Source organism: uncultured Serinicoccus sp., assembly GCF_947500995.1.
Taxonomy (GTDB): Bacteria; Actinomycetota; Actinomycetes; order Actinomycetales; family Dermatophilaceae; genus Ornithinicoccus.
The window spans coordinates 58,292-80,413 of the sequence record NZ_CANMUA010000004.1 but is presented as its reverse complement, the minus strand read 5'-3'; the positions used below and the strand labels follow the sequence as shown (position 1 = coordinate 80,413).

21 protein-coding genes and 1 tRNA gene are annotated in these 22,122 nt (G+C 74.1%); 3 read left to right on the top strand and 19 right to left on the bottom strand.

Annotated features, from left to right (window positions below; translation table 11 throughout):
* Nucleotides 1–8 precede the first annotated feature (8 nt).
* Complete coding sequence (locus Q0967_RS07430; protein WP_298749563.1) at nucleotides 9–1,328, bottom strand: branched-chain amino acid ABC transporter permease; 1,320 nt, start codon at nucleotides 1,326–1,328, stop codon at nucleotides 9–11.
* Between the two features lie 110 nt (nucleotides 1,329–1,438).
* Complete coding sequence (gene polA / locus Q0967_RS07425) at nucleotides 1,439–4,159, bottom strand: DNA polymerase I (protein ID WP_298749565.1); 2,721 nt, start codon at nucleotides 4,157–4,159, stop codon at nucleotides 1,439–1,441.
* Between the two features lie 18 nt (nucleotides 4,160–4,177).
* On the opposite strand from polA, the gene Q0967_RS07420 reads away from it, so the two are divergent.
* On the top strand, nucleotides 4,178–4,612 hold the full coding sequence (locus Q0967_RS07420) for a hotdog fold thioesterase (protein WP_298749567.1): 435 nt from the start codon (nucleotides 4,178–4,180) through the stop codon (nucleotides 4,610–4,612).
* A 9-nt stretch (nucleotides 4,613–4,621) separates the two neighbouring features.
* On the opposite strand, the gene Q0967_RS07415 is transcribed toward Q0967_RS07420, so the two are convergent.
* The 12 genes from Q0967_RS07415 to Q0967_RS07360 form a co-directional block, all read right to left on the bottom strand.
* Nucleotides 4,622–5,347: an ANTAR domain-containing response regulator gene (locus Q0967_RS07415; RefSeq protein WP_299449556.1), complete on the bottom strand. Its 726-nt coding sequence runs from the start codon at nucleotides 5,345–5,347 to the stop codon at nucleotides 4,622–4,624.
* Between the two features lie 53 nt (nucleotides 5,348–5,400).
* Nucleotides 5,401–5,486: transfer RNA gene (locus Q0967_RS07410), tRNA-Leu, on the bottom strand.
* Nucleotides 5,487–5,553: 67 nt separating this feature from the next.
* Entirely contained in the window at nucleotides 5,554–7,014 is a 1,461-nt protein-coding gene (gene pyk, locus Q0967_RS07405) for a pyruvate kinase (RefSeq protein ID WP_298749569.1), read from the bottom strand.
* Between the two features lie 53 nt (nucleotides 7,015–7,067).
* Nucleotides 7,068–7,796, bottom strand: coding sequence for a thioredoxin domain-containing protein (locus Q0967_RS07400; protein ID WP_298749571.1), 729 nt, complete (start codon nucleotides 7,794–7,796; stop codon nucleotides 7,068–7,070).
* 1 nt (nucleotide 7,797) lies between these two features.
* Nucleotides 7,798–8,304, bottom strand: coding sequence for a MauE/DoxX family redox-associated membrane protein (locus Q0967_RS07395; protein WP_298749573.1), 507 nt, complete (start codon nucleotides 8,302–8,304; stop codon nucleotides 7,798–7,800).
* Nucleotides 8,301–9,086, bottom strand: a complete 786-nt coding sequence (gene trpA / locus Q0967_RS07390; protein ID WP_298749575.1) for a tryptophan synthase subunit alpha — start codon at nucleotides 9,084–9,086, stop codon at nucleotides 8,301–8,303. The genes Q0967_RS07395 and trpA overlap by 4 nt, the downstream gene beginning before the upstream one ends.
* A complete protein-coding gene (gene trpB / locus Q0967_RS07385) occupies nucleotides 9,083–10,339 on the bottom strand; it encodes a tryptophan synthase subunit beta (RefSeq protein ID WP_298749577.1) in 1,257 nt (418 codons plus the stop codon). Before trpB ends, trpA begins: the two co-directional genes overlap by 4 nt.
* On the bottom strand, nucleotides 10,336–11,169 hold the full coding sequence (trpC, locus tag Q0967_RS07380) for an indole-3-glycerol phosphate synthase TrpC (protein ID WP_298749579.1): 834 nt from the start codon (nucleotides 11,167–11,169) through the stop codon (nucleotides 10,336–10,338). Before trpC ends, trpB begins: the two co-directional genes overlap by 4 nt.
* Before the next feature lie 73 nt (nucleotides 11,170–11,242).
* Entirely contained in the window at nucleotides 11,243–11,455 is a 213-nt protein-coding gene (locus Q0967_RS07375) for an HGxxPAAW family protein (protein WP_298749582.1), read from the bottom strand.
* A gap of 18 nt (nucleotides 11,456–11,473) precedes the next feature.
* A complete protein-coding gene (locus tag Q0967_RS07370) occupies nucleotides 11,474–12,130 on the bottom strand; it encodes a hypothetical protein (protein ID WP_298749584.1) in 657 nt (218 codons plus the stop codon).
* Complete coding sequence (locus Q0967_RS07365; RefSeq protein WP_298749586.1) at nucleotides 12,127–13,932, bottom strand: ABC transporter ATP-binding protein; 1,806 nt, start codon at nucleotides 13,930–13,932, stop codon at nucleotides 12,127–12,129. Before Q0967_RS07365 ends, Q0967_RS07370 begins: the two co-directional genes overlap by 4 nt.
* The gene (locus Q0967_RS07360) at nucleotides 13,929–15,764 is read right to left on the bottom strand and encodes an ABC transporter ATP-binding protein (protein ID WP_298749587.1); all 1,836 of its coding nucleotides are present in this window, start codon (nucleotides 15,762–15,764) and stop codon (nucleotides 13,929–13,931) included. Before Q0967_RS07360 ends, Q0967_RS07365 begins: the two co-directional genes overlap by 4 nt.
* A 95-nt stretch (nucleotides 15,765–15,859) precedes the next feature.
* Between Q0967_RS07360 and Q0967_RS07355 the strand changes: the two genes are divergently transcribed.
* Together Q0967_RS07355 and Q0967_RS07350 are read left to right on the top strand one after the other, a co-directional pair.
* A complete protein-coding gene (locus Q0967_RS07355) occupies nucleotides 15,860–16,507 on the top strand; it encodes a TIGR03085 family metal-binding protein (RefSeq protein WP_298749589.1) in 648 nt (215 codons plus the stop codon).
* A gap of 49 nt (nucleotides 16,508–16,556) precedes the next feature.
* On the top strand, nucleotides 16,557–17,714 hold the full coding sequence (locus Q0967_RS07350; RefSeq protein ID WP_298749592.1) for an aromatic acid exporter family protein: 1,158 nt from the start codon (nucleotides 16,557–16,559) through the stop codon (nucleotides 17,712–17,714).
* A 30-nt stretch (nucleotides 17,715–17,744) separates the two neighbouring features.
* Here Q0967_RS07350 and Q0967_RS07345 read toward each other — a convergent pair whose 3' ends face one another.
* The 5 genes from Q0967_RS07345 to fmt are packed head-to-tail and all read right to left on the bottom strand — an operon-like array spanning nucleotide 17,745 to nucleotide 22,116.
* On the bottom strand, nucleotides 17,745–18,194 hold the full coding sequence (locus Q0967_RS07345; protein WP_298749594.1) for a PH domain-containing protein: 450 nt from the start codon (nucleotides 18,192–18,194) through the stop codon (nucleotides 17,745–17,747).
* Nucleotides 18,191–18,943: a nicotinamide riboside transporter PnuC gene (gene pnuC, locus Q0967_RS07340; protein WP_298749596.1), complete on the bottom strand. Its 753-nt coding sequence runs from the start codon at nucleotides 18,941–18,943 to the stop codon at nucleotides 18,191–18,193. The genes Q0967_RS07345 and pnuC overlap by 4 nt, the downstream gene beginning before the upstream one ends.
* A gap of 18 nt (nucleotides 18,944–18,961) precedes the next feature.
* Nucleotides 18,962–19,651, bottom strand: a complete 690-nt coding sequence (gene rpe, locus Q0967_RS07335) for a ribulose-phosphate 3-epimerase (protein WP_298749597.1) — start codon at nucleotides 19,649–19,651, stop codon at nucleotides 18,962–18,964.
* A gap of 4 nt (nucleotides 19,652–19,655) precedes the next feature.
* Nucleotides 19,656–21,182 (bottom strand): RsmB/NOP family class I SAM-dependent RNA methyltransferase, encoded by a 1,527-nt coding sequence (locus Q0967_RS07330; RefSeq protein ID WP_298749599.1) that lies wholly within the window; start codon nucleotides 21,180–21,182, stop codon nucleotides 19,656–19,658.
* Complete coding sequence (gene fmt / locus Q0967_RS07325; protein ID WP_298749601.1) at nucleotides 21,175–22,116, bottom strand: methionyl-tRNA formyltransferase; 942 nt, start codon at nucleotides 22,114–22,116, stop codon at nucleotides 21,175–21,177. Before fmt ends, Q0967_RS07330 begins: the two co-directional genes overlap by 8 nt.
* Nucleotides 22,117–22,122: the final 6 nt, after the last annotated feature.

Here is a 22,122-nt window from a genome sequence, read left to right as displayed (position 1 = left end):
TCCTCTCCTCAGCCGACCCGCTCGCGCCGGCCCAGGATGCCCTGCGGCCGGACGAGGAGAACGATGATCATGACGAGCAGCGCCCACATGTAGGCCAGCGAGGCCGGGAACCACAGGGTGGACAGCTGCGAGACCAGGCCGATGACGAGCGAGCCCAGCATGGCGCCGTAGGCGCTGCCCAGCCCGCCCAGGATGACCCCGGCGAACATCAGCAGCAGCAGCTCGAAGCCCATCTCGCTGTAGATGGCCTGGGTGAGCCCGAAGAAGACGCCCCCGATCGCGGCCAGGGCGCCCCCGAGCACCCAGACCACGAGGATGACCCGCTGCACGTCGATACCCGACGCCTCGGCCAGGTCCTTGTTGTCGTTCACGGCGCGCATCGCCGTCCCGATCCGGGTGCGCTGCAGCATGACGGCCACCCCGATCATGATGGCGAACGCCAGCACGGTGATGACGAGGTCGCGAGGGGTGATGCGCACCGGCCCGAGGGTCCACGCGGTCTGCAGCGAGTACTCGTCGTACTGCTGGCGCCGGGACCCGAAGACGATGAGGATGAGGTGGCGCAGCAGCAGCGAGAGACCGATGGCCACGATGAACATCTGGATGAGCCCGGCCCCGCGCCGGCGCAGTGGCCGCCACAGTCCTACCTCCACGCCGCCGGCGACCGCTCCCCCGACCGCCATCGCCAGCACCGCCGCCAGGACGATGGGCAGGTTGCCCGGCGCGGTGCTGAGGAAGTATGCCGTGACCGCGCCGATGGTGACGAACTCGCCGTGCGCGAAGTTGATGAGCTTGGTGGTGCCGAAGACCAGGGACAGCCCCACCGCGGTGATGGCGATGATGGCCCCGAACTTGATGCCGTCCACGACGAGCTGCAGCACGCGGGCCACCGGGATCGCCGCGCCGCCCTCCTCGACCTCGCCGGTCCCCAGCTGGAAGATGACGCCCTGGGAGGCCCCGGGGCGGACGGTGACGCCGTCGAGGACCTCGCCGCCCTCGGCGCGCGGGGCCACGCCCTCGGGCAGCCCGGACACGTCGAGCGTCACGGTGTAGGAGCCGGGGCCGGGCAGCGGGACGGCCCAGGAGCCCTCGGCGTCGGTGACCGCCGAACCGATCTCCTCACCGTCCTGGGTGACCGTGATGGTGATGCCCTCGAGCGGCTCGCGGTCGGGGTCCCGCACGGTGCCCTGGACCGTCTCGGCGGCCTCCTCCGAGGCCCCCGCGGAGACCGGGGAGGACGCGGCGGGCGTGGTGGCGCCGGCCGGGGCCACCAGCAGCAGCATCCCCAGCAGAACGGCAGCGATCGCTGCCCACAGGCGGGCGGTCACGGGATCTCCTTCGATGCGGACACCGGGAGTAAAGCACACGTCAGCCCCCCTGCCTAGCAGGGCCCGGCGCGGCTCGGCGGGGGTGGCGGCGGACCCCCTCGCAGGTCACCTCAGTGGGCGGCCTCGTGCCAGCTGTGCCCGAGCCCCACGCTGACGTCCAGGGGCACCGACAGCTCGGCGGCGGCGCCCATCTGCTCCCGCACGAGCGTCTCGACCTGCGTCTCCTCGCCGGCCGCGACCTCGAGGACCAGCTCGTCGTGGACCTGCAGCAGCATCCGCGAGTCCAGCCCGGCCTCGCGCAGCGCAGCCTCGGTCCGCAGCATCGCGACCTTGATGATGTCGGCGGCCGACCCCTGGATGGGGGCGTTGAGGGCCATCCGCTCGGCCATCTCGCGCCGCTGCCGGTTGTCGCTGGTGAGGTCGTGCAGGTGCCGACGGCGGCCCAGGATGGTCTCGGTGAAACCGGTCCGCCGCGCCTCGGAGACGACGTCGCGCAGGTAGTCGCGCACGCCCCCGAACCGCTCGAAGTACTCCTCCATGAGCTCCTTCGCCTCGGCGGTGGAGATGCCCAGCTGCTTGGACAGGCCGAAGGCGGACAACCCGTAGGCGAGGCCGTAGCTCATCGCCTTGACCTTGGAGCGCATCTCGGGCGTCACGTCGGCCTGGTCCACCCCGAAGACCCGGGAGCCGACGAAGCGGTGGAGGTCCTCCCCGGCGCGGAAAGCCTCGATGAGACCGTCGTCGCCGGACAGGTGCGCCATGATGCGCATCTCGATCTGGCTGTAGTCGGCGGACATGAGCGTGGCGTAGCCGGTCCCGGAGGAGCGGTCGGAGCCGACCACGAAGATCTCCCGGATCCGCCGGCCGGCCGCCGTCCGGATGGGGATGTTCTGGAGGTTCGGCTCCGTCGAGCTCAGGCGTCCGGTGGCGGCGATGGTCTGCTGGAAGGTCGTGTGGATCCGCCCGTCGTCGGCCACCGCCTTGATGAGTCCCTCGGTCGTGACCCGGAGCCGGGTGACGTCCCGGTGCCGGAGCAGGGCCTCCAGGAAGGGGTGCTCGGTCTGGGCGTAGAGCCCCGCGAGGGCGTCGGCGTCCGTCGTGTAGCCGGTCTTCGTCCGCCGCGTCTTGGGCAGCGCGAGCCGGTCGAAGAGCACCGTCTGCAGCTGCTTGGGCGAGCCCAGGTTGACGGTGTCGTCCTCGATCGCCGTCCAGGCGTCCTGCTGGGCCTGCGCCACGCCGTCGGCGAACTCCCTCTCCAGGGCCTCCAGGGCGTCGAGGTCGACGGCGATGCCGGCACGCTCCATCCGCCGCAGCACGCCCACCAGCGGCAGCTCCACCTCGCGGAGCAGGTGCTGCTCCTCCTCGTCCGCGAGCTCGGCGTCGAGGGCGTCGGCGAGGTCGTGCACGGCTCGGGCGTGCACCATGGCCGAGCGCGCGGCGGCCGAGCGGGCGTCCTGCTCCCCCTCCTCGAACCCGAGGTCCAGCTCGCCCTGCGAGGCGGCGTCCGCGGCGGCGCCCCCGTCGAGCCGCAGCTCGCGACGCAGGTAGCGCAGGGCGAGGTCGGCCAGGTCGTAGGAGCGCTGGTCCGGGCGGGCGAGGTAGGCCGCGAGGGCGGTGTCGCTGACGATCCCCTCGACCTGCAGCCCGACGGCCTCCAGCGAGGCCACCTGCTCCTTGGCCCCGTGCAGGGCCTTGGGTCGGGACCCGTCCGCCAGCCATGCCACCAGTGCGCCCTCGTCCTCCGGCTCCATCTCGGCGAGGGGGAGGTATGCCGCGTCCTCGGAGCCGGCGAGGGCCAGCCCGGTGGCCTCCCCGGGGCCGGCGGCGGTCCGTGGCTCGGCGTCGACGACCAGGGCCACCCGACCTCGGGTCGCGTGCTCCTCGAGCCAGGCGGCGACGGCACCGGGCTCCAGGAGCGTCCCGGCGACCTCGATGCCGTCCTCGGCCTCCGTCTCGGCCGACTCCAGGGTGCTGAAGAGCCGGTCGCGCAGGACGCGGAACTCGAGCCCGTCGAAGACGCGGTGCACCTCCTCGCGGTCCCACCCCCTCGCCTGGAGGTCGTCGATGCCGACCTCCAGCGGCACGTCGCCCACGAGCTGGTTGAGCCGGCGGTTGCGCAGCACCTGGTCCAGGTGGTCGCGCAGCGCCTGACCGGCCTTGCCCGTGAGCTGGTCTGCGGCGTCGACGATCCCGGACAGGTCCCCGTGCGCGGCGAGCCACTTCGCCGCCGTCTTGGGCCCCACCCCCGGGACGCCGGGCAGGTTGTCCGAGCTCTCCCCCACCATGGCGGCGAGGTCGCTGTAGCGCTCGGGGCGCACGCCGTACTTCTCCTCGACCTTCTCCGGGGTCATCCGCCAGGTCTCGGAGACCCCCCGGACCGGGTAGAGGAGCAGCGTCCTGTCGTCGACGAGCTGGAAGGCGTCGCGGTCCCCCGAGAGGATGAGCACCTCCATGCCTTGGGAGCGGGCCTGCCCGGTGAGGGTGGCGATGACGTCGTCGGCCTCGTAGCCGTCGACCTCGACGTGGGTGATGCGCAGGGCGTCCAGCACCTGCTTGATGAGGTCGACCTGCCCGACGAACTCGCTCGGGGTCGTCGCCCTCCCGGCCTTGTACTCCGCGTACTCCTGCGTCCGGAAGGTCTGCCGGGACACGTCGAAGGCGACCGCCAGGTGGGTCGGTGCCTCGTCGCGCAGCACGTTGATGAGCATCGAGGTGAAGCCGTAGACCGCGTTGGTGCTCTGGCCCGTGGTGGTGGAGAAGTTCTCCACGGGCAGGGCGAAGAAGGCGCGGTAGGCCAGGGAATGTCCATCCAGCAGCAGCAAACGACTCACGGTGGCAGCCTATGTCCCATGACCGACAACACCACCCCGAGCCCCCCGACCCCGACGACGACCGACGACCGCGCGCGGGGCGCCCTGGCCAGCCGCATGGGGATCCACCTGCAGGAGCTCTCCGCCGAGCGGACCGTCGCGACGATGCCGGTGGAGGGGAACACCCAGCCCTACGGCCTGCTGCACGGCGGCGCCTCGGCCGCGCTGGCCGAGACCGTCGGGTCGGTGGCTGCGGCGCTGCACGCGGGCGAGGGGCGCATCGCCGTCGGTGTCGACCTCAGCGCCACGCACCACCGGCCCGTCCGCGAGGGCGTGGTGACCGCCGTCGCGACGCCGCTCTCGCTGGGTCGCACGGTCGCCAGCTACGACATCTCCATCACCGACGACCGCGGTCGTCGGGTCTGCACCGCCCGGCTGACCTGCGCGCTGCGCGACCGGCCGGACACCGCGTGAGGAGGTGGGTCAGGCCTTCTTGGCGGGCATGCCGGAGATGACCGCCTCGGCGACCTCGCGCATCGACAGCCGACGGTCCATCGCGGCCTTCTGGATCCACCGGAACGCGTCCGCCTCGCTCAGCTTGAGCTGGGCCATGAGCAGGCCCTTGGCCCGGTCGACCTGCTTGCGGGTCTCGAAGCGCTCCCCGAGGTCCGCGACCTCGGCCTCGAGCGCCTTGCGCTCGGCCCAGCGGGCCCGCGCGATGTCGATGGCCGGCAGGACGTCGGCGGCGCTGAAGGGCTTGACGACGTAGGACATCACCCCGGCGTCGCGGGCGCGCTCGACGAGGTTCTTGTCGCTGAAGGCGGTGAGCATGACCACCGGGGCCAGACCCTCCCGGCCGATCTGCTCGGCCGCGGTGATGCCGTCCATGCCGGGCATCTTGATGTCCATGACGACGAGGTCCGGCGTGGTCTCCTGGGCCTGCGCCACCGCCTGCTCCCCGTCGGCCGCCTGACCGACGATGGTGTGCCCGGCGTCGGTGAGCATCTCGGCGAGGTCCATCCTGATGAGGGCCTCGTCCTCGGCCAGCAGGATGCGCAGGCCGCTCTCCGGACCGGGGTCGGTCGGGATCCCCTCAGGCTCCGGACCCGCGGCGGTCGAGGTCGCACCGCCACCGTCCGGGGTCTCGGGGGCCGGTCCGGGGGTCGCGGAGGGGGTGGCCCCCGGCTCCTGCGGTGTCGTCTCGCTCACGCTCACTGCCTCTCGTCGCATCCACCCGCATCGGCACCTCACCGGCGCGGGACTGGTGCCGGGAGCGGGACTCGAACCCGCACGCCCTTGCGGGCAGAGCATTTTGAGTGCTCCGTGTCTGCCGTTCCACCACCCCGGCGGGCGTGCCGGTGCTGGGGATGGCCACACCGGGGACGTCGGTGGGAGTCTACCGGCTCCCGTTCACCTCACACCTCGGGGTCGTGGGTGTACGCCGGCGCCTGCCCCAGGATGGCGTCACCGACCCGGTGCATCCGCAGCGCGTTGGTGGTGCCGGACACGCCGGGGGGCGACCCCGCCACGATGACCACCACGTCGCCCTCCTGGCACCGCTGCTCGCGCAGCAGCGTCTCCTCCACCTGCTTGACCATCTGGTCGGTGTGCCAGACGAAGGGCACGAGGAAGGTCTCGACGCCCCAGGTCAGCGCGAGGCGGGACCGGGTCGCCTGCTCGGTCGTGAAAGCGAGCATCGGGGTGCCCGGGCGCACCCGGGCCATCCGCGTCGTGGTGTCCCCGCTCTGGGTGAAGGTCACGAGGAACTTGACCTGGTCGCCCAGGGCGTCCGCCAGGGAGATCGCGGCCCGCGTGACGGCACCGCCCGGGGTCTTGGGCTTGCGCACGATCGGGGGGATGCGGTGCAGCCCGTGCTCCTCGGTGCTGGAGATGATGCTGGCCATCGTCTCCACGGCGCGGACCGGCCAGGCACCCACGGAGGTCTCGCCGGAGAGCATGATGGCGTCCGCCCCGTCAAGCACGGCGTTGGCGCAGTCGCTCGCCTCCGCGCGGGTGGGTCGCGGGGTGTCGATCATCGACTCCAGGACCTGGGTCGCCACGATCACCGGCTTGGCCTTCTCCCGGCACAGCTGGATGGCGTCCTTCTGCACCAGCGGCACCTGCTCGAGGGGCAGCTCGACGCCCAGGTCACCGCGGGCGACCATGATGCCGTCGAAGGCGTCGACGATGCCGGCCAGGTTGTCGACCGCCTGCGGCTTCTCGATCTTGGCGATGACCGGCAGCCGCCGGCCCTCCTCGTCCATGATCCGGTGCACGCCCTCGATGTCGCTGCCGGAGCGGACGAAGGACAGGGCGATGAAGTCCACCCCGCTGCGCAGGGCCCAGCGCAGGTCCTCCTCGTCCTTGTCCGACATCGCGGGGACGCTCACCGCGGTGCCGGGCAGGTTGATGCCCTTGTTGTTGGAGACAACCCCACCCACGAGCACCTCGCAGACGACGTCGGTGTCGGTCACCTCGGTGGCCTGCAGCAGCACCTTCCCGTCGTCGACGAGCAGGTCGTCGCCGGGGCGCACGTCACCGGCCAGGCCCGGGTAGGTCGTGCCGACGACGTCCCCGTCCCCCGCCACGCTCCTCGTGGTGATGGTGAAGGTGTCGCCGGTCGCCAGGGTCACCGGGCCGTCGGCGAAGGTGCCGGTGCGGATCTTGGGGCCCTGCAGGTCGGCGAGCACGGCCACGGCGTGACCGGTGGCGTCACTGGCCTCCCGGACGCGCAGGTAGCGCTCGTGGTGCTCCTCGTAGGAGCCGTGCGAGAGGTTGAGCCGGGCCACGTCCATACCGGCGGTGACGAGCGCTTCGATCTGCTCGTAGGAGTCGGTGGCGGGGCCGAGGGTGCAGACGATCTTGGCGCGACGCATGACCTCCACCCTAGTCCTCCGGGACGGTGAACCCCGCATCGCCTGCCCCCGCGTCAAGGCGCCGAGCCCAGGACGTCCTCGAGGGTCTCCGGCCCGGACATGAGGGCCCGCATCTGGTCGTCGTCGACCGGCTCGCCGTCGACCAGGAGCCGGGGCGTCCCGGTGACCCCGTCACGGTTGGCACGCTCCTGCATGGCCTCGACGTAGTCGCCGTAGGCGTCCCCCTGCGTGCAGGCCGTGAAGGACTCCAGGGCGCTCCCGGCCAGCCCGGCCTCGGAGGCGAACCCGAGCAGCTGCTCGTCGGTCCAGCCGGCACCCTCCTGCTCGGGCTGCCCCGCGAAGACGGCGGCGTGGTAGTCCAGGAACGCTCCCTCGTCGTCGGCGCAGAGCGCGGCGTTGGCCGCGCGGTGCGAGGAGTCGTTGCCCAGCGAGCCGTCGAGGAAGGACATCATGGTCACGGTGAGGCCGATCTCGCCGGCCTCCGCGCGCTGCGCCAGCTCGGCCCCCACCGACTCCTCCAGGACGCCGCAGAACGGGCACTGGAAGTCCTCGTAGACGTGGACCTGCGGGGCGTCCTGCGACGACGCGCCGAGACGGACGCCGCCCCCCTCGGGCAGCGCGTTGGCGCTGCCCTCGGCCTCCAGCCCGCCGCCGCGGGACACGGCCCACAGCACCAGGCCCCCGACGAGCGCGACCACCAGCAGGACGACCCCGCTGACGAGGGGCACCGAGGGACCCCTGGCGGTGACGGGCTTCACGGCGGGTGCGGGCGGGCGGGGCATGTCAGGTCCTTCTCAGCAGGTGGTGGTCGAGGGAGAGCGGCGTGCGCGGCCGGTGCACGAGCCACCCCGCCATCGCGAGGAAGCCCACGTCGCGCAGCATCTCCGCGAGGTACCTCGTCTCCTCGGGCGCGACGCGCCCTCCGGTGCCGAAGCAGCCGCAGTCGATGGACAGTCCGCGGGCCCAGGCGGAGGCGATCCCGGCCACGAAGACCACCATGAGGACCGCGGTGGCCGCGGCGGCGCCGCGGGTCAGCAGCCCCAGGAGCAGGAGAGCGGCCAGCGCCAGCTCCAGCACGGGCAGCAGCACCCCGACGGCCCGGGCGACCTCGTAGCCGAACAGCTCGTAGGCCAGCACGTTCTGGACCGACCCGGTGAGGTCGACGATCTTGGTCCACCCGGCGTAGCCGAGGACGCCCGCGAGCCCGAGACGGAGCACGAGACCGACGACGTCCACCGGACGCGACCCGGACCGCAGCCTGGGCGTCGCCTGCCGCCGCAGCGTGGTCATGCCCGGCGGACCCCGGCGGCCAGCTCCTCCGTGAGGCGCCGCAGCGCACCTAGGCCGTCGGGCCCGCCCAGCGCACGGACGAGGGCCGACCCGACGATGACCCCGTCGGCGAAACCGGCGACCTCGGCGGCCTGGTCGCCCGTGCTCACCCCGAGGCCCACGCACAACGGGAGGTCGGTCACGGCCCGGGTGCGCCCGACCAGGCGCTCGGCGTCCGAGCCGACCGCGTCGCGCACCCCGGTGACCCCCATGGTGGAGGCGACGTAGACGAAGCCTCGGCAGGCCTGGGTCGTGGACCGCAGGCGGGCGTCGGTGGAGCTCGGGGCGACGAGGAAGACCGGCGCGAGATCCTGCTCCTCGGCGGCCGCCCGCCAGGCACCCGCCTCGTCCGGGATGAGGTCGGGCGTGATGAGACCGGCGCCACCCGCGTCGGCGAGGTCCTGGGCGAACCGGTCCACGCCATACCTCAGCACGGGGTTCCAGTAGGTCATGACGACCGGCACCGCACCGGCGTCGCGGGCGGCCGCCACCACCGTGAAGACGTCCGTGAGCCGGAAGCCGGACCGCAGCGCCGTGCTGGCCGCGCGCTCGACGACGGGGCCGTCCATGAGCGGGTCGGTGTAGGGCACCCCCACCTCGATGATGTCCGCACCGGCGTCCGCGAGGGTGCGGATCGCCTCCAGCGACGTCGGCAGGTCGGGGTACCCGGCAGGGAGGTAGCCGACGAGGGCCGACCGCCCCTCCTCCCGGCACCCGGCGAAGAGGTCGTCCAGGACGCTCATGCGTCCCCGCCCTCGTCGACGTCCGGTCCGGCCTCGCCGTCCACGTGGGCCTGACCCTCGTCGTCGACGAGCCCGAACCAGCGGGCGGCGGTGTCGACGTCCTTGTCGCCGCGTCCCGAGAGGTTGATGAGCACGACCGCGCCCTCGCCCAGCTCGGGCCCGATCCGCAACGCCCCCGCCAGCGCGTGGGCGCTCTCGATGGCCGGGATGATGCCCTCGGTGCGGCAGAGCAGCGAGAAGGCGTCCATCGCCTCACGGTCCGTCACCGGGGCGTAGCGGGCGAGCCCGCTGTCGTGGAGGAAGGCGTGCTCGGGGCCGATCGAGGGGTAGTCGAGGCCGGCCGAGACGGAGTGCGTCTCCAGGGTCTGCCCGTCGGCGTCCTGCAGGACGTAGGTCGACGCCCCGTGCAGGACCCCCGGCTCGCCTGCGGAGAACCGGGCGGCGTGCCGACCGGTCTCGATGCCGTCCCCGCCCGCCTCGAAGCCCCAGAGGGCCACCGAGGGCTCGTCACGGAAGGCGTGGAAGATGCCGATGGCGTTGGAGCCCCCGCCCACGCAGGCGCAGACGGCGTCCGGCAAGCCCCCCACCACGTCGTCCAGCTGCTTGCGGGCCTCCTGGCCGATGACCGCGTGGAAGTCGCGCACCATGGTCGGGAAGGGGTGCGGCCCGGTCACCGTGCCGAGCAGGTAGTGGGTGTGGCCGACGTGGGTGACCCAGTCGCGCATGGCCTCGTTGATGGCGTCCTTGAGCGTGCCGCTGCCCGTCGGGACGGCGACCACCTCCGCCCCCAGGAGCCGCATCCGGGCGACGTTGAGCGCCTGCCGCTCGGTGTCGACCTGGCCCATGTAGACCGTGCACTCCAGGCCCATGAGAGCGGCCGCGGTGGCCGTCGCCACGCCGTGCTGACCGGCACCGGTCTCGGCGATGACCCGGCGCTTGCCCATGCGCACCGCCAGGAGCGCCTGGCCGAGCACGTTGTTGATCTTGTGCGAGCCCGTGTGGTTGAGGTCCTCGCGCTTGAGGAAGATGCGCGGGCCGCCGGCGTGCGCGGCGAAGCGGGGCACCTCCGTCAGCGGGCTGGGGCGCCCGGTGTAGTCGCGCTGCAGCCGGTCCAGCTCGGCGAGGAAGTCGGGGTCGGCCATGGCCTCGGTCCGGGCGGCGTCGAGCTCGTCGAGCGCGGCCACCAGCGCCTCGGGCACGTAGCGCCCGCCGAAGTCGCCGAAGCGATCGCCGACCTGCTGGGTCGTGGTCATCGCCGTCCTCCTGCCCGGGCCTCGGCGCCGGCATGGACCGCCGGGTGGGAGCCGGCGGCCACCATGCGCGCGACGGCCTCGCGCGGCATCCCGTGGGTCACCAGCGCCTCCCCCACGAGCACGGCCTGGGCGCCGGCCTCGGCGAGCTCGACGAGGTCGAGAGGCCCCCGGACCCCTGACTCCGCGACCGCCACCCGGTCACCCGGTATGCCGGGCGCCAACCGGGCGAAGGTGCCGCGGTCGACCTCGAGGGTCTTGAGGTTGCGGTTGTTGACGCCGATGACCCGGGCGCCCGCGGAGAGGGCACGCTCCAGCTCGGCCGCGTCGTGCACCTCGACGAGCGCCTGCATCCCCAGGGCCTCGGTCCGCTCGAGGAGGCCGACGAGGACCTCCTGCGGCAGCGCCGCGACGATGAGCAGGACCATGTCGGCGCCGTGCGCGCGGGCCTCCCAGACCTGGTATGGGTCGACGACGAAGTCCTTGCGCAGCACCGGGATGTCGACGGCGGCGCGGACGGCGTCGAGGTCGGCGAGCGAGCCCCCGAAGCGGCGGCCCTCGGTGAGGACGCTCACCACGGTCGCCCCGCCGGCCTCGTAGTCGGCGGCGAGCGAGGCGGGCTCCGCGATGGCCGCCAGCGCGCCCTTGGACGGGCTGCTGCGCTTGACCTCCGCGATGACGTGGGTACCCGGTGCGCTCAGGGCCGCCCAGGCGTCTTGGCAGGAGGGGGCGCGCCGGGCGCGCTCCTGGACCTCGTCCAGGGGCGTCGAGCGCCGGCGTTGGTCGAGGTCCTCGCGGACCCCGCTGACGATCTGCTCGAGCACGGTGGACACTCCCCCAGCGTAGTCGCCGCTCCTGGGGTCCTGGTCCGGGCCCCCGGTCGCGGGGCGGGCGACCGTGCCGGGGTCAGTGCTCGGCGGCCTGCTGGTGGGGGTCGCCCATCCCGGCCTTGTCCAGGAGGTACCAGGCGAGCGCCCCGACCACCCCGAGGGCGAGACCGACGTAGAGCAGCCAGTCCGGGGAGAACACGACACCCCAGCTCCCGATGACGCTGGCGACGAGCATGATGCCGACGCCCACCCAGGCGGCGACGCTGTGACCGTGGCTGTCCTCGTGCATGTGGCTGTGCTCCTCGACTCAGCGGCTGGACGGGTCGACCCGACTCGCGTCGGCACCCTCGTCGGACATTGTGCCAGCCGCCCCCTCCTCGGACCGAGCAGGTGCGAGCGTCGGGTCCTCCCCCCTCGAGAGCGCCGCCCAGGACGCCTCGTCGGACCGGCGGGCCTGCTCGTGGGCCTCGCCGCCCGGGCCGGACGCCGCCCGGGCGCCCGCGGTCGGGGCTGTGCCCCCTGCGCGCCCTGCGCGCGGGACCGGCCGGAGCGCCAGCAGGGTCCCGAGGACCGCCACCGCCGCGCCGCCCAGGCCGACCCACCACCACGCGGTCGGGTCCGCCGGTCGGGCACCCGCGACGAGGCCCAGCGCCGCTGCGGCCGCGACCAGGGCCAGCACCCGGGCGCCGAGACCGGGGCGGCCACGCCACGCGACCCCGGCGAGCGCGGCCACGGCCACGACCAGGAGCACCGCCACCACGGGGGCCGCCACCTCCCGCCCCGTCCAGGACTCCCGGGTGATCACCCCCGCCGCGTCGACACCCTGCCGGACGACCCACGGCTGGGTGGCGGACACGAGTCCGGTGCTCGCGGCCAGGAGGGCGAGCCCGCTCGCCCGCGCCCGGGAGCGCGGGTGCCGGGCCGGGCGCCCTCGTCCGTCCGTGGTCACGGCGGTCCCGCTCACCCGCTGCTCTGCTGCGCCGCCCAGGAGCGGTGCATGCGGGCGTACACCCCGCCCTGCCCCACCAGCTCCCGGTGGGGGCCGAGCTCGACGATCCGCCCGGCATCCACGACGACCACCAGGTCGGCCGCCTCCGCGGTCGACAGACGGTGGGCGATGGCCACCGACGTGCGGCCCGTGGTCAGCCCCTCGAGGGCGCGCTGAACGCGGACCTCGGTGGCGGGGTCGACGGCGCTGGTCGCCTCGTCGAGCACCAGGAGGTCGGGGTCGGCGAGGTAGGCCCGCGCGATGGCGACCAGCTGACGCTCGCCCGCCGACAGCGACTCGCCGCGCTGGCCGACCTGCGTGGCCAGGCCGTGCGGGAGGCCGTCGACCCACGAGTCCAGCCCGAGCTCGGTGATGGCCAGGGCCAGCTCCTCGTCGGTGGCCTCCGGCCGGGCGAACCGGATGTTGCCGGCGAGGTCGTCGTCGAAGAGGAAGCCCTCCTGCGGCACGAGCACGACCCGCTGGCGCAGGCTCGCGAAGCTCACCTCGCGCAGGTCGGTGCCGTCGAGCCGGACCGCGCCGTCGCTGGGGTCCATGAGCCGGGTCAGCAGCTTGGCCAGGGTGGTCTTGCCGGACCCGGTCTGACCGACCACGGCCACCCGGGTGTGCGGCTCGATCCGCAGGTCGACGTCGCGCAGGACGGGCTCCCCGCCGGGGTAGGCGAACCAGACGCCTTCGAAGTCGATGGTGATCGGCCCCCGGTCGAGGACGACGCCGTCCGCACCGGGGTCCGCGACGTCGGCCGGGGTGTCGATGACCCCGATGACCCGCCTCCATCCGGCCACGGCGTTCTGCATCTCGGTGAAGATCTCGGTGGCCATGAGCACCGGCTGGGTGAAGAGGTTGACGAGGAAGAGGAAGGCGAGCAGCTCCCCGAGGGTGAGGTCGCCGCGGGACGCCAGCACCGTGCCCACCACGAGCACCACGGCGGTGGTGACCCCGGCGAACGTCTGCCCGGAGGCGAAGGCCATGACCGAGCGCACCTGCGCACCGATCGCGGACCGGCGGTGCGCCTCGATCGCCCCGTCGATGCGGGTCGCGGTGCGGTCCTCCACCCCGTAGGCCCGGATGGTGGTGGCCCCGACGATCGCCTCGCTGATGGCGCCCAGCAGGTCACCGACACGCTCGCGCACCGCGCCGTAGGAGCGCCCCAGCACCGGCTGCAGGCGCCGGACCAGCAGCACCAGCGGGAACAGGCACAGGTAGACGACGGCGGCGAGGACCGGGCTGTAGACGACCATGAGGATCGTGGCCAGCACGATCTGCGCCGAGCTGACGAGCAGCATGAGCCCGCCGAACTGCACGAACATCGAGATGGTGTCGACGTCGCTGGTGACGCGGGAGACGAGCGCGCCCCGGCGCTCGGTGCTCTGCGTCAGCACCGACAGGTCGTGGATGTGGCGGAACGCCTTGAGCCGCAGGGTGGCCAGTCCCGACTCGGCGGCCCGGAAGAGCCGCACGTTGACGGCGTACTGCGCCAGCGAGGTGACCAGGACCACGCCGGCGGCGATGCCGATGGCGGTGAGGACGAAGCCGACGTCGGGCCCGCCCTCGGCCTGGATGCCGTTGTCGGTGGCCTGCTGCACGACGAAGGGGATGACCACCCGCCCCACGGTCGCGACCAGGGCGAGTCCGACGGTGAGCCACAGGCCGACCTTGAGCTCCGGCGACAGCTGGAACCCGCGGCGCAGCGTCGCGCCGACGCCGAGCTGGCTCTGACCGTCGATCCGGCTGGACTCGCTCGTCCCGGCCGTGCTCATGACCCTTCCTCCTGCCGCGTCACGGCGGCCCGCTCGGCCGCCTCCCTCGAGTAGGCCTGGACCAGGTCGGCGTAGCCCCGGCACCGGCCCAGCAGCTCGCCGTGCGTCCCCTGGTCCACGACGGCTCCGTGCTCCAGGTAGACCACCTCGTCGGCGAGGAGGATCGTCGCCAGTCGGTAGGCGACGACGAGGACGGTCATGCCACCCCGGGCCTCGCGCAGGCCGGTGAGGATGGCCTGCTCCACGGAAGGGTCGACGGCGCTCGTGGCGTCGTCCAGCACCAGCAGCCGCGGGCGGCGCCAGACGGACCGCGCGAGCGCGATGCGCTGGCGCTGCCCGCCGGAGAGCGTCCCCCCGCGCTCCCCGATGACGGTGTCCAGGCCGGCCGGGAGGGAGCGGACGAACTCGTCGGCCTGGGCGATGCGCAGGGACTCCCACACCGCCTCGTCGTCGGAGTCCTCGCCGAGGGTGATGTTGCCCCGCACGGTGTCGTCGAACATGAAGGTCTGCTGGGCCACCAGGGCCGCGCTCGCCGGCAGCTGGCCGCGGGCGAGGTCGCGGGCCTCGACGCCGTCGAGGCGGACCGAGCCGGTGTCGGCGTCGACGAGCCGCAGGGTGAGGTTGGCCAGGGTGCTCTTGCCCGACCCGGTCGGGCCGACCAGGGCGACGGTGCCGCCGGACGGGATGTCGAGGCTGACGCCGCGGATCGTCGGGCGCTCCTCCCCCGCGTGGGCGTAGGTGACCCCGGCGAGGCGGGAGGAGGCGGGGCTGACCCGCGTCAGCGCCGCGCTGCCGTAGGCCATGCCCCCCTGGGCCTGCAGGACGTGCTGCACCCGGTCGTGCCCCACCACGGAGCGGGGGATCTCCGCGAGGACCCAGCCCAGCGCACGGACCGGGAAGGCGAGGATGGAGAAGAGGTAGGCCATCTGCACGACGTCGGCCGCCTCGAGGTCGCCCCTCGAGACCTGCCACGTCCCCACGCCGAGCACCGCGAGCGTTCCGAGCGTGGGGATCGCCTCGATGACCGGCTCGAACACGCCCCGGGTGCGGCCGACGAGGATGAGGGCGTCCCGCAGCTCGTAGGTCTTGGCCCGGAAGCGCTCCGTCTCCTGGTCCTCCCGACCCATCGCCTTGACCACGAGGCCGGCCTCGAAGGACTCGTGCGCGACCTCGGCGACCTCGGCGCGCAGCTGCTGGGCGCGGGTGATCCGGGGTGACATGACGCGCTGGAAGACCAGGTTGGCGGCGAACAGGCCCGGGAAGACCAGCAGACCCAGCACCGCCAGCAGCGGGTCGACGAGCACCATCATGGTGCCCGCGATGACGAGCATGAAGATGACGCCGATCGCCATCGGCAGCGGGTTGAACACCTGCCAGGTGGCCTCCACGTCGGCGTGGGCGTTGGACAGCAGCTGCCCCGAGGGGTGGGCGTGGTGCCACGACAGCGGCAGCCGGAGGTACTGGCGGGTCACCCGCTGGCGGTAGTCGGCCTGCAGGTTGAAGCCGGCGATCGTGGCGTAGACCCGACGCAGGATCACCCCGGTCACGTTGACGACCAGGACGGCCACGAGCACCCCGAAGATGGTCCACAGCCCGGCCGCCTCGATGCGCCGCGCGCCGACGGCGGGCTCGACCACCTCGGCGGTCAGCCAGCCGATCGCGCCGGCGGTGCCCACCGTCGCCGCGGCCCACAGGACCGAGCCCGCCACCGCGACCGAGACGGGCCGTCGCTGGGCGCGCATGCCGCCCCAGATGACCCGCAGCCCCCGGCGCAGCACGGCTCGGTCGGCGACGGGACGCGGAACCGGCGCGCTGGAGGCAGGGGCGGACATGGAGAAGGGGCCTCCTGGAAGAGGTAGGTGGGTGAGAGCCGGTGACCTATCCAACCACGCGTGCCTGACAGACCTTCCCGTGGTTCGATGACGGTATGCCGCACACCCCTGACCTCCTGCGCGAGCTCATCGCGACGACCGCCCTCGAGCTCGGCCCGGACGCCCCCACGCTGTGCGACCCGTGGACGGTCCGGGACCTGCTCGCCCACCTCGTCGTCCGCGAGTCCCGGGTCGACGCGCTCCCCGGCGTCGGCCTGCCCGTCCCGGCGCTGCAGCAGCACACCGCGAAGGTGCAGGACCGGGCCGCGGGCCGGCCGTTCGAGGAGCTGGTGGACGCCGTGCGCGGGGGGCCGGCACCGTGGTGGCCGACCCGCCTGCCCGTCCTGGACCGCGCGGTCAACGTGGCCGAGCTGTGCATCCACCTCGAGGACATGGCCCGGGCGCAGCCCGGCCGGGAGCCCACGGAGCTGCCCGAGGGGGTGGCCGAGCAGCTCTGGGCCACCCTGCGGACGACCGGCCGGATGCTCTACCGCTCCGCGCCGTGCGGCGTGGTCGCCGTGGCGCCCGGGCACGGGCGCGTGGCCCTGCGCCGTCCCCCCGACGGCACCGGCACCGTCGTCCTCACCGGTGCCCCGCTGGAGCTGCTCCTGCACGCCTTCGGCCGTGAGCGGGTCGCCCGGGTCGGGACCGAGGGCGAGGACCGCGACGTGGAGGCGTTGGCCGCGCACCGCCGCAGCGCCTGACCTCCCTCCGCCCCGGGCACGAGGGCGCAGGTTCGGTCACACTGGACCCATGACCAGCGCCCGTGAGCACGCCCGTGCGGCCGGCCACGTCGTGTGGGACCCGCTGCGGGAGGAGATCAGCACCAACGCCACGCGCACCAGGCTGCGCCGGCTGCGCGCCCGTGCCTGGCTCATCCTGCAGGCGGCGACCGGCGCCGTCCTGGCGTGGTTCATCGCCCACGACCTCCTGGGCCACGCCCTGCCCTTCTTCGCCCCCATCACCGCGATGGTCTGCCTGGGCCTGACCTACGGCGACCGGGTGCGGCGCATCGCCGAGCTCACCGTGGGGGTCGCCATCGGGGTGGCCATCGGCGACGTCTTCGTGCACGCCTTCGGCACCGGGCTGTGGCAGATCTTCGCGGTCTGCGTGGTGGCCATGGCCCTGGCGGTCCTGGCCGGCGCGGGGCAGCTGCTCATGATGCAGGCCGGCATCCAGGGCGTCATCATCACCACCCTGGTGGCCGGCGACGGCGAGGCGTTCAGCCGGTGGCTGGACGCTGCGGTGGGCGGGTCGGTGGCGCTGGTCATCGCGATGCTGGCGCCCATGCGCTCGACGACCAAGCGGCCGCGGGAGCGCATCATCGCGCTCGTGGGGCACCTCGCCGAGGTGCTCACCGACACCACCCAGGCGCTGCGCAACCGGGACGAGGCGCGGGCCACCCAGGCCCTGGCCACCGCCCGCGGGCTGTCCGCGGAGCTGGCGGCCCTGCAGGACACGACGGCGGAGGCGGCCGCGGCGGCCCGGCTGGCGCCGCTGCTGTCGGGGGTGCACCGCGCCGAGGTGCTGGAGATCAAGGCCCTGCTGCAGCCGCTGGACCTCGCCATCCGCAACGTCCGGGTGCTCGCCCGACGCGCGGAGTCCGCCGTCGGCAACCACGAGTACGTCCCGGACTCCTACACCGACATGGTCGAGGGGCTCGCCGAGGCCGCCGCCGTGATCCAGGAGCAGCTCACCCGCCGCGCCCCGCTGGGGGCGGCCCAGGAGGACCTGGTGCACCTGGCCCGCCAGTCCACCTGGGGGCACTCGCGGGCGGGTCTGTCCGCGGAGGTCCTGCGGGCGCAGGTGCGCTCGACCGTCGTGGACCTGCTCGTCCTCTCCGGGATGACCCTGCAGGAGGCACGCCGCCGGGTGCCGCCGACCCGCGACGAGATGGACCCGGCCGGCTGAGCCGCCCCCGGTGCCCCGTGCCCCGGGTGCTCAGCGGTGGTGGTGCTCCACGAGGGCGGCGAGGCGGGCTGCCTCCCGCTGCGCCCGACGGCCGTCCGCGCGCTGGATGGCCATGACGGCGACCTCCTCGGTGTCGTCCAGCTCGAGCACGACCCAGGGCGAGCCGCCGGAGAACCCGACGTGCACGACCTGCGCCCACTCCAGCTCGCGCCGTTGCACGAGGTTGACCACGAGCAGACCCGTGCGGCTCGGGACCGCCCGGATCCGGGCATACCTCCAGAGGACGACTGCCATGGCCAGCCCGAAGCCGGCGATGGCGACCCGGTTGAGCACCGACATGGCCGTGCCGGAGCCCGTGTAGGACGGCCCGAGCAGGGCGATGAGACCGAAGACGAGGAGCGAGGCCAGCGCGGCCACCCCGGCCACCCGCGCACCGGTGACCGGACGGAAGGGGGCGTAGGGATCCCCCTGCCCGCTCACGGCCGCACCTCGTGCGCACCACGGGGGCCGCTCGCGTCGTCCGCGTCCTGCGGGGGTGCCCCACCGGTCACGGCCCCCTGCGGCGCCTCGTCCCGGGCCGCCGCCCGCCAGACCACGAACCCCCAGAGGACGAGGCCTCCGTAGACGGCGTACATGACCGCGGAGGGGTAGTAGCCCGAGTGCCACAGGAGGGGCACACCGACGAGGTCGACCGCGATCCAGACCAGCCAGAAGTCGACCCAGCCGCGGGCCATGGCGTAGGTCGCCAGCATCGAGCCGACGAAGATCCAGGCATCGGTCCAGTAGTACCAGCGCGGGGCCGGCCAGCCCGCCCCCACCTCCGCGAACACCCACTGGGCCAGGACGACGAGCAGCGCCGCCCCCACGAGGTATGCCGTCCGCTCGGGCCGCGTGGCCCAGCGCGGGGTGATCGCCGGGGCACCCTTGGCGCGCCCGCGGCGGGAGCGCTGCCACCGCCACCACCCGTAGACGCTGGTCGCGATGAAGAAGACCTGCCGGGCCGCCTGGCCGAAGAGGCTGTGCTCCTGGGGGTTGGCGAACCAGACGCCCATGAAGACGGTGAAGAGCAGCAGGTTGCCGACGATGCCGACCGGCCAGGCCCAGACCGTGCGGCGCATCCCGAGGATGGCCGAGGCGAAGCCGAATCCGTTGCCGACCACCTCGCGCCAGGCGATGCTCTGGCCGAGCACGGTGAGCTCGGCGTAGAAGAGGTCGTTCCAGGTGTCCACGGTCAGCGGCCCCCGTCGTCAGCCACAGAGGTGGCGCCGGGCGCGGTCCCGCAGGTCGGCGATCGCCGCGGGCACGTCGTCGGCGCCGTAGACGGCCGACCCGGCGACGAAGACGTCGGCGCCGGCCTCCGCGCAGCGCCCGATGGTCTCGGCGGAGACACCCCCGTCGACCTGCACCCAGATCTCGCTCCCCCGGCGCCGGACGGCCTCCCGCACGGCGCTCACCTTGGCGAGCTGGTCGTCCATGAAGGACTGCCCGCCGAAGCCGGGCTCCACGGTCATGACGAGCACCATGTCGACCTCGTCCAGGAGCTCCTCGTAGGGCTGGAACGGGGTGTCGGGCTTGATCGCGACAGCGGCCCGGGCGCCGGCGGCGCGGATGGACCGCGCCGTCGCCACGGGGTCCGTCGCGGCCTCCACGTGGAAGGTGACCGACCCCGCGCCGGCCTCGGCGTAGTCCGCCGCCCAGCGGTCGGGGTCCTCGATCATGAGGTGGCAGTCCAGCGGGACCGGGCTCACCCGCGCCAGCGACTCCACCACCGGCAGGCCCAGGGTGAGGTTGGGCACGAAGTGGTTGTCCATGACGTCGACGTGCGCCCAGTCGGCGCTCTCGATCCGCTCCAGCTCGCTGGCGAGGTGGGCGAAGTCGGAGGCGAGGATCGAGGGGCTGATCCGGGGCGTGAGGGGCGAGGAGGAGGTCGAGGACACAGGGTCAGCCTAACGAGCGCCCGGGCACCCGCAGCAGGGCCACGAACATCCCGTCGGTGCCGTGCAGGTGCGGCCACAGCTGGGCCCACGGGCCCGGGCCCAGGTCGGCGAGCGGCGTGCCGGACCGGTCGCGCATCAGGGGTCGCACGTCGAGCGGTTCCACCCCCGGGTGCCGCTTGAGGACGTCGCGCACGACGAGCTCGGTCTCGGCCAGGTGCGGCGAGCAGGTGGCGTAGGCGACCAGGCCACCGGGGCGGGTGGCCCGCAGCGCGGAGTCGAGGAGCGCGCGCTGCAGCGGCCCCAGGGTGGTGAGGTCCTGCGGGCTGCGACGCCAGCGCGCCTCGGGGCGTCGGCGCAGTGCCCCCAGCCCGGTGCACGGGGCGTCGACGAGCACGCGGTCGTAGGTCTGCGGCTGCGCCGTCCCGACCTCCCGGCCGTCGCCGACGGTGACGTCCACCCGGGCCCCGCCGTGGACCGGCCCGACGAGGGTGTGCCGCACCAGCTCGGCCCGGTGCTCGCTGACCTCGTTGGCCCGCAGCCGGGCCCCGGCACCGGCCGCGATCGAGGCGAGCAGGCCCGCCTTGCCCCCTGGCCCGGCGCACAGGTCCAGCCACTGCTCGTCCGGGCCGTCCAGCGGGGCCTGCGCGAGGGCGAGGGTGAGCAGCTGGGAGCCGGCGTCCTGCACCGCCGCACGGCCCTCCCGGACGGACCCCAGGGCGCCCGGGTCGCCCTGCGGCAGCACCCAGGCCGTGGGAGCCACCGGGGACGGCGTGGCACCGGCGTCCTCGAGCTCCTGCTCGGCACCCAGACCGGGGCGGGCCACCAGCGTGAGCGGACCGGGCGTGTTGTGCGAGGCCAGCAGCGGCGCCAGCTCCTCCTCCGCCGCCTCCGGTCCCCGGGTCGAGACCAGTCCGGCCCGCAGGGCTCGGACCACCCACTCGGGGTGGGAGTGCTCGAGGGCCAGCCGCTCCACCGGGTCGCCGACCGGGGCGACGAGCTGGTCGACCCAGGCCTCGCGGTCCTGCTCGCTCACCCGGCGCAGCACCGCGTTGACGAACCCCGCCGCGCCCTGACCGACCTCCTGACGCGCGAGGGCGACGGTCGCGCTGACGGCCGCGTGATCGGGCACCCGCATGCCGAGCAGCTGGTGCGCGCCGAGCCGGAGGACCGTGAGCACCGGTCCGTCGATCTCCGCGGCCGGCCGGCTCGCCGCGGCCCCGACGACCACGTCGTAGAGCCCCTGCAGGCGCAGGGTGCCATAGGTCAGCTCGGTGGCGAAGGCCGCGTCCCGGCCCCGCAGGCCGGCCGAGCGCAACGCCCCGGGCAGGACGAGGTTGGCGAACGCCTCCTCGGTCCCGACCCGGCGCAGCACGCGGTACGCGACGGCGCGCGCCGGGTCCGCCTGCCGCGCCCGCTGTGCGGGGGTCTGCGCGGACCGGCGGCGTGGCCCGCGGCGCTGCCCCTGGCCACGGTCAGCCCCGCCGCCGCGGCCGGGCCGCTCCCCGTCCGGACGTCTGCGCGGTTCAGGCATCGAAGGTCACCCCCGGCTGCAGCCGGGCGCCGCGCGCCCAGTCGGTGGCCGGCATGGCCCGCTTGCCCGGTGCCTGCACGTCGCCGAGGCGCACCGGCGAGCTGCCGGTGCCGACGAGCACCTCGCGACGCCGCACGTCGACCTGCCCCGGCTCCAGCGTCGGCGAGGCCGGGTCGGCGTTGTCGACGGGGAGCACCGGGCCGAGCTTGACCCGGTCCGCACCCAGGACGGTCCACGCCCCGGGCTCGGGGGTGCAGGAGCGGACGAGGCGGTCGACCGCGAACGCCGGCAGCCGCCAGGGCACCCGGGCGTCGTCCACCTCGATCTTGGGGGCGAGGCTCACGCCCTGGGCGGGTTGCGGCACCGGCTGGACGGCACCCTCCTCCAGGGCGTCCAGGGTCGACACGAGCAGGCGTGCGCCGGCCTCGGAGAGCCGGTCGAGCAGCTCACCGGCGGTGTCCCTCGGGCGGATGGTCTCGGTGAGCCGGCCGAGCACCGGCCCGGTGTCCAGGCCCTCCTCGAGCCGGAAGGTCACCGCGCCGCTGACGTCGTCACCGGCCCGTAGCGCGTGCTGGACCGGCGCCGCGCCCCGCCACGCGGGCAGCAGCGAGAAGTGCAGGTTGACCCAGCCGTGCTCGGGCAGCGCCAGCAGCTCGGGCGGCACGAGCAGGCCGTAGGCCACGACCGGGCACGCCTCGGGGGCCCAGTGCCGCAGCCGCTCCTCCACCTCGGGTCCGCGCAGCGAGCGGGGGGTCGCGACGGGTATGCCGGCCTCGTCGGCCACCTCACGCACCGGGGAGGGCCGCAGCCCCCGCCCACGCCCGGCCGGGGCGTCCGGCCGGGTGAGGACGCCGACGACGTCGTGGCGGGAGCCCAGGACCGCACGCAGGCTCGGGACCGCGGCCGCCGGTGTCCCGGCGAAGACGACGCGCACCGCGGG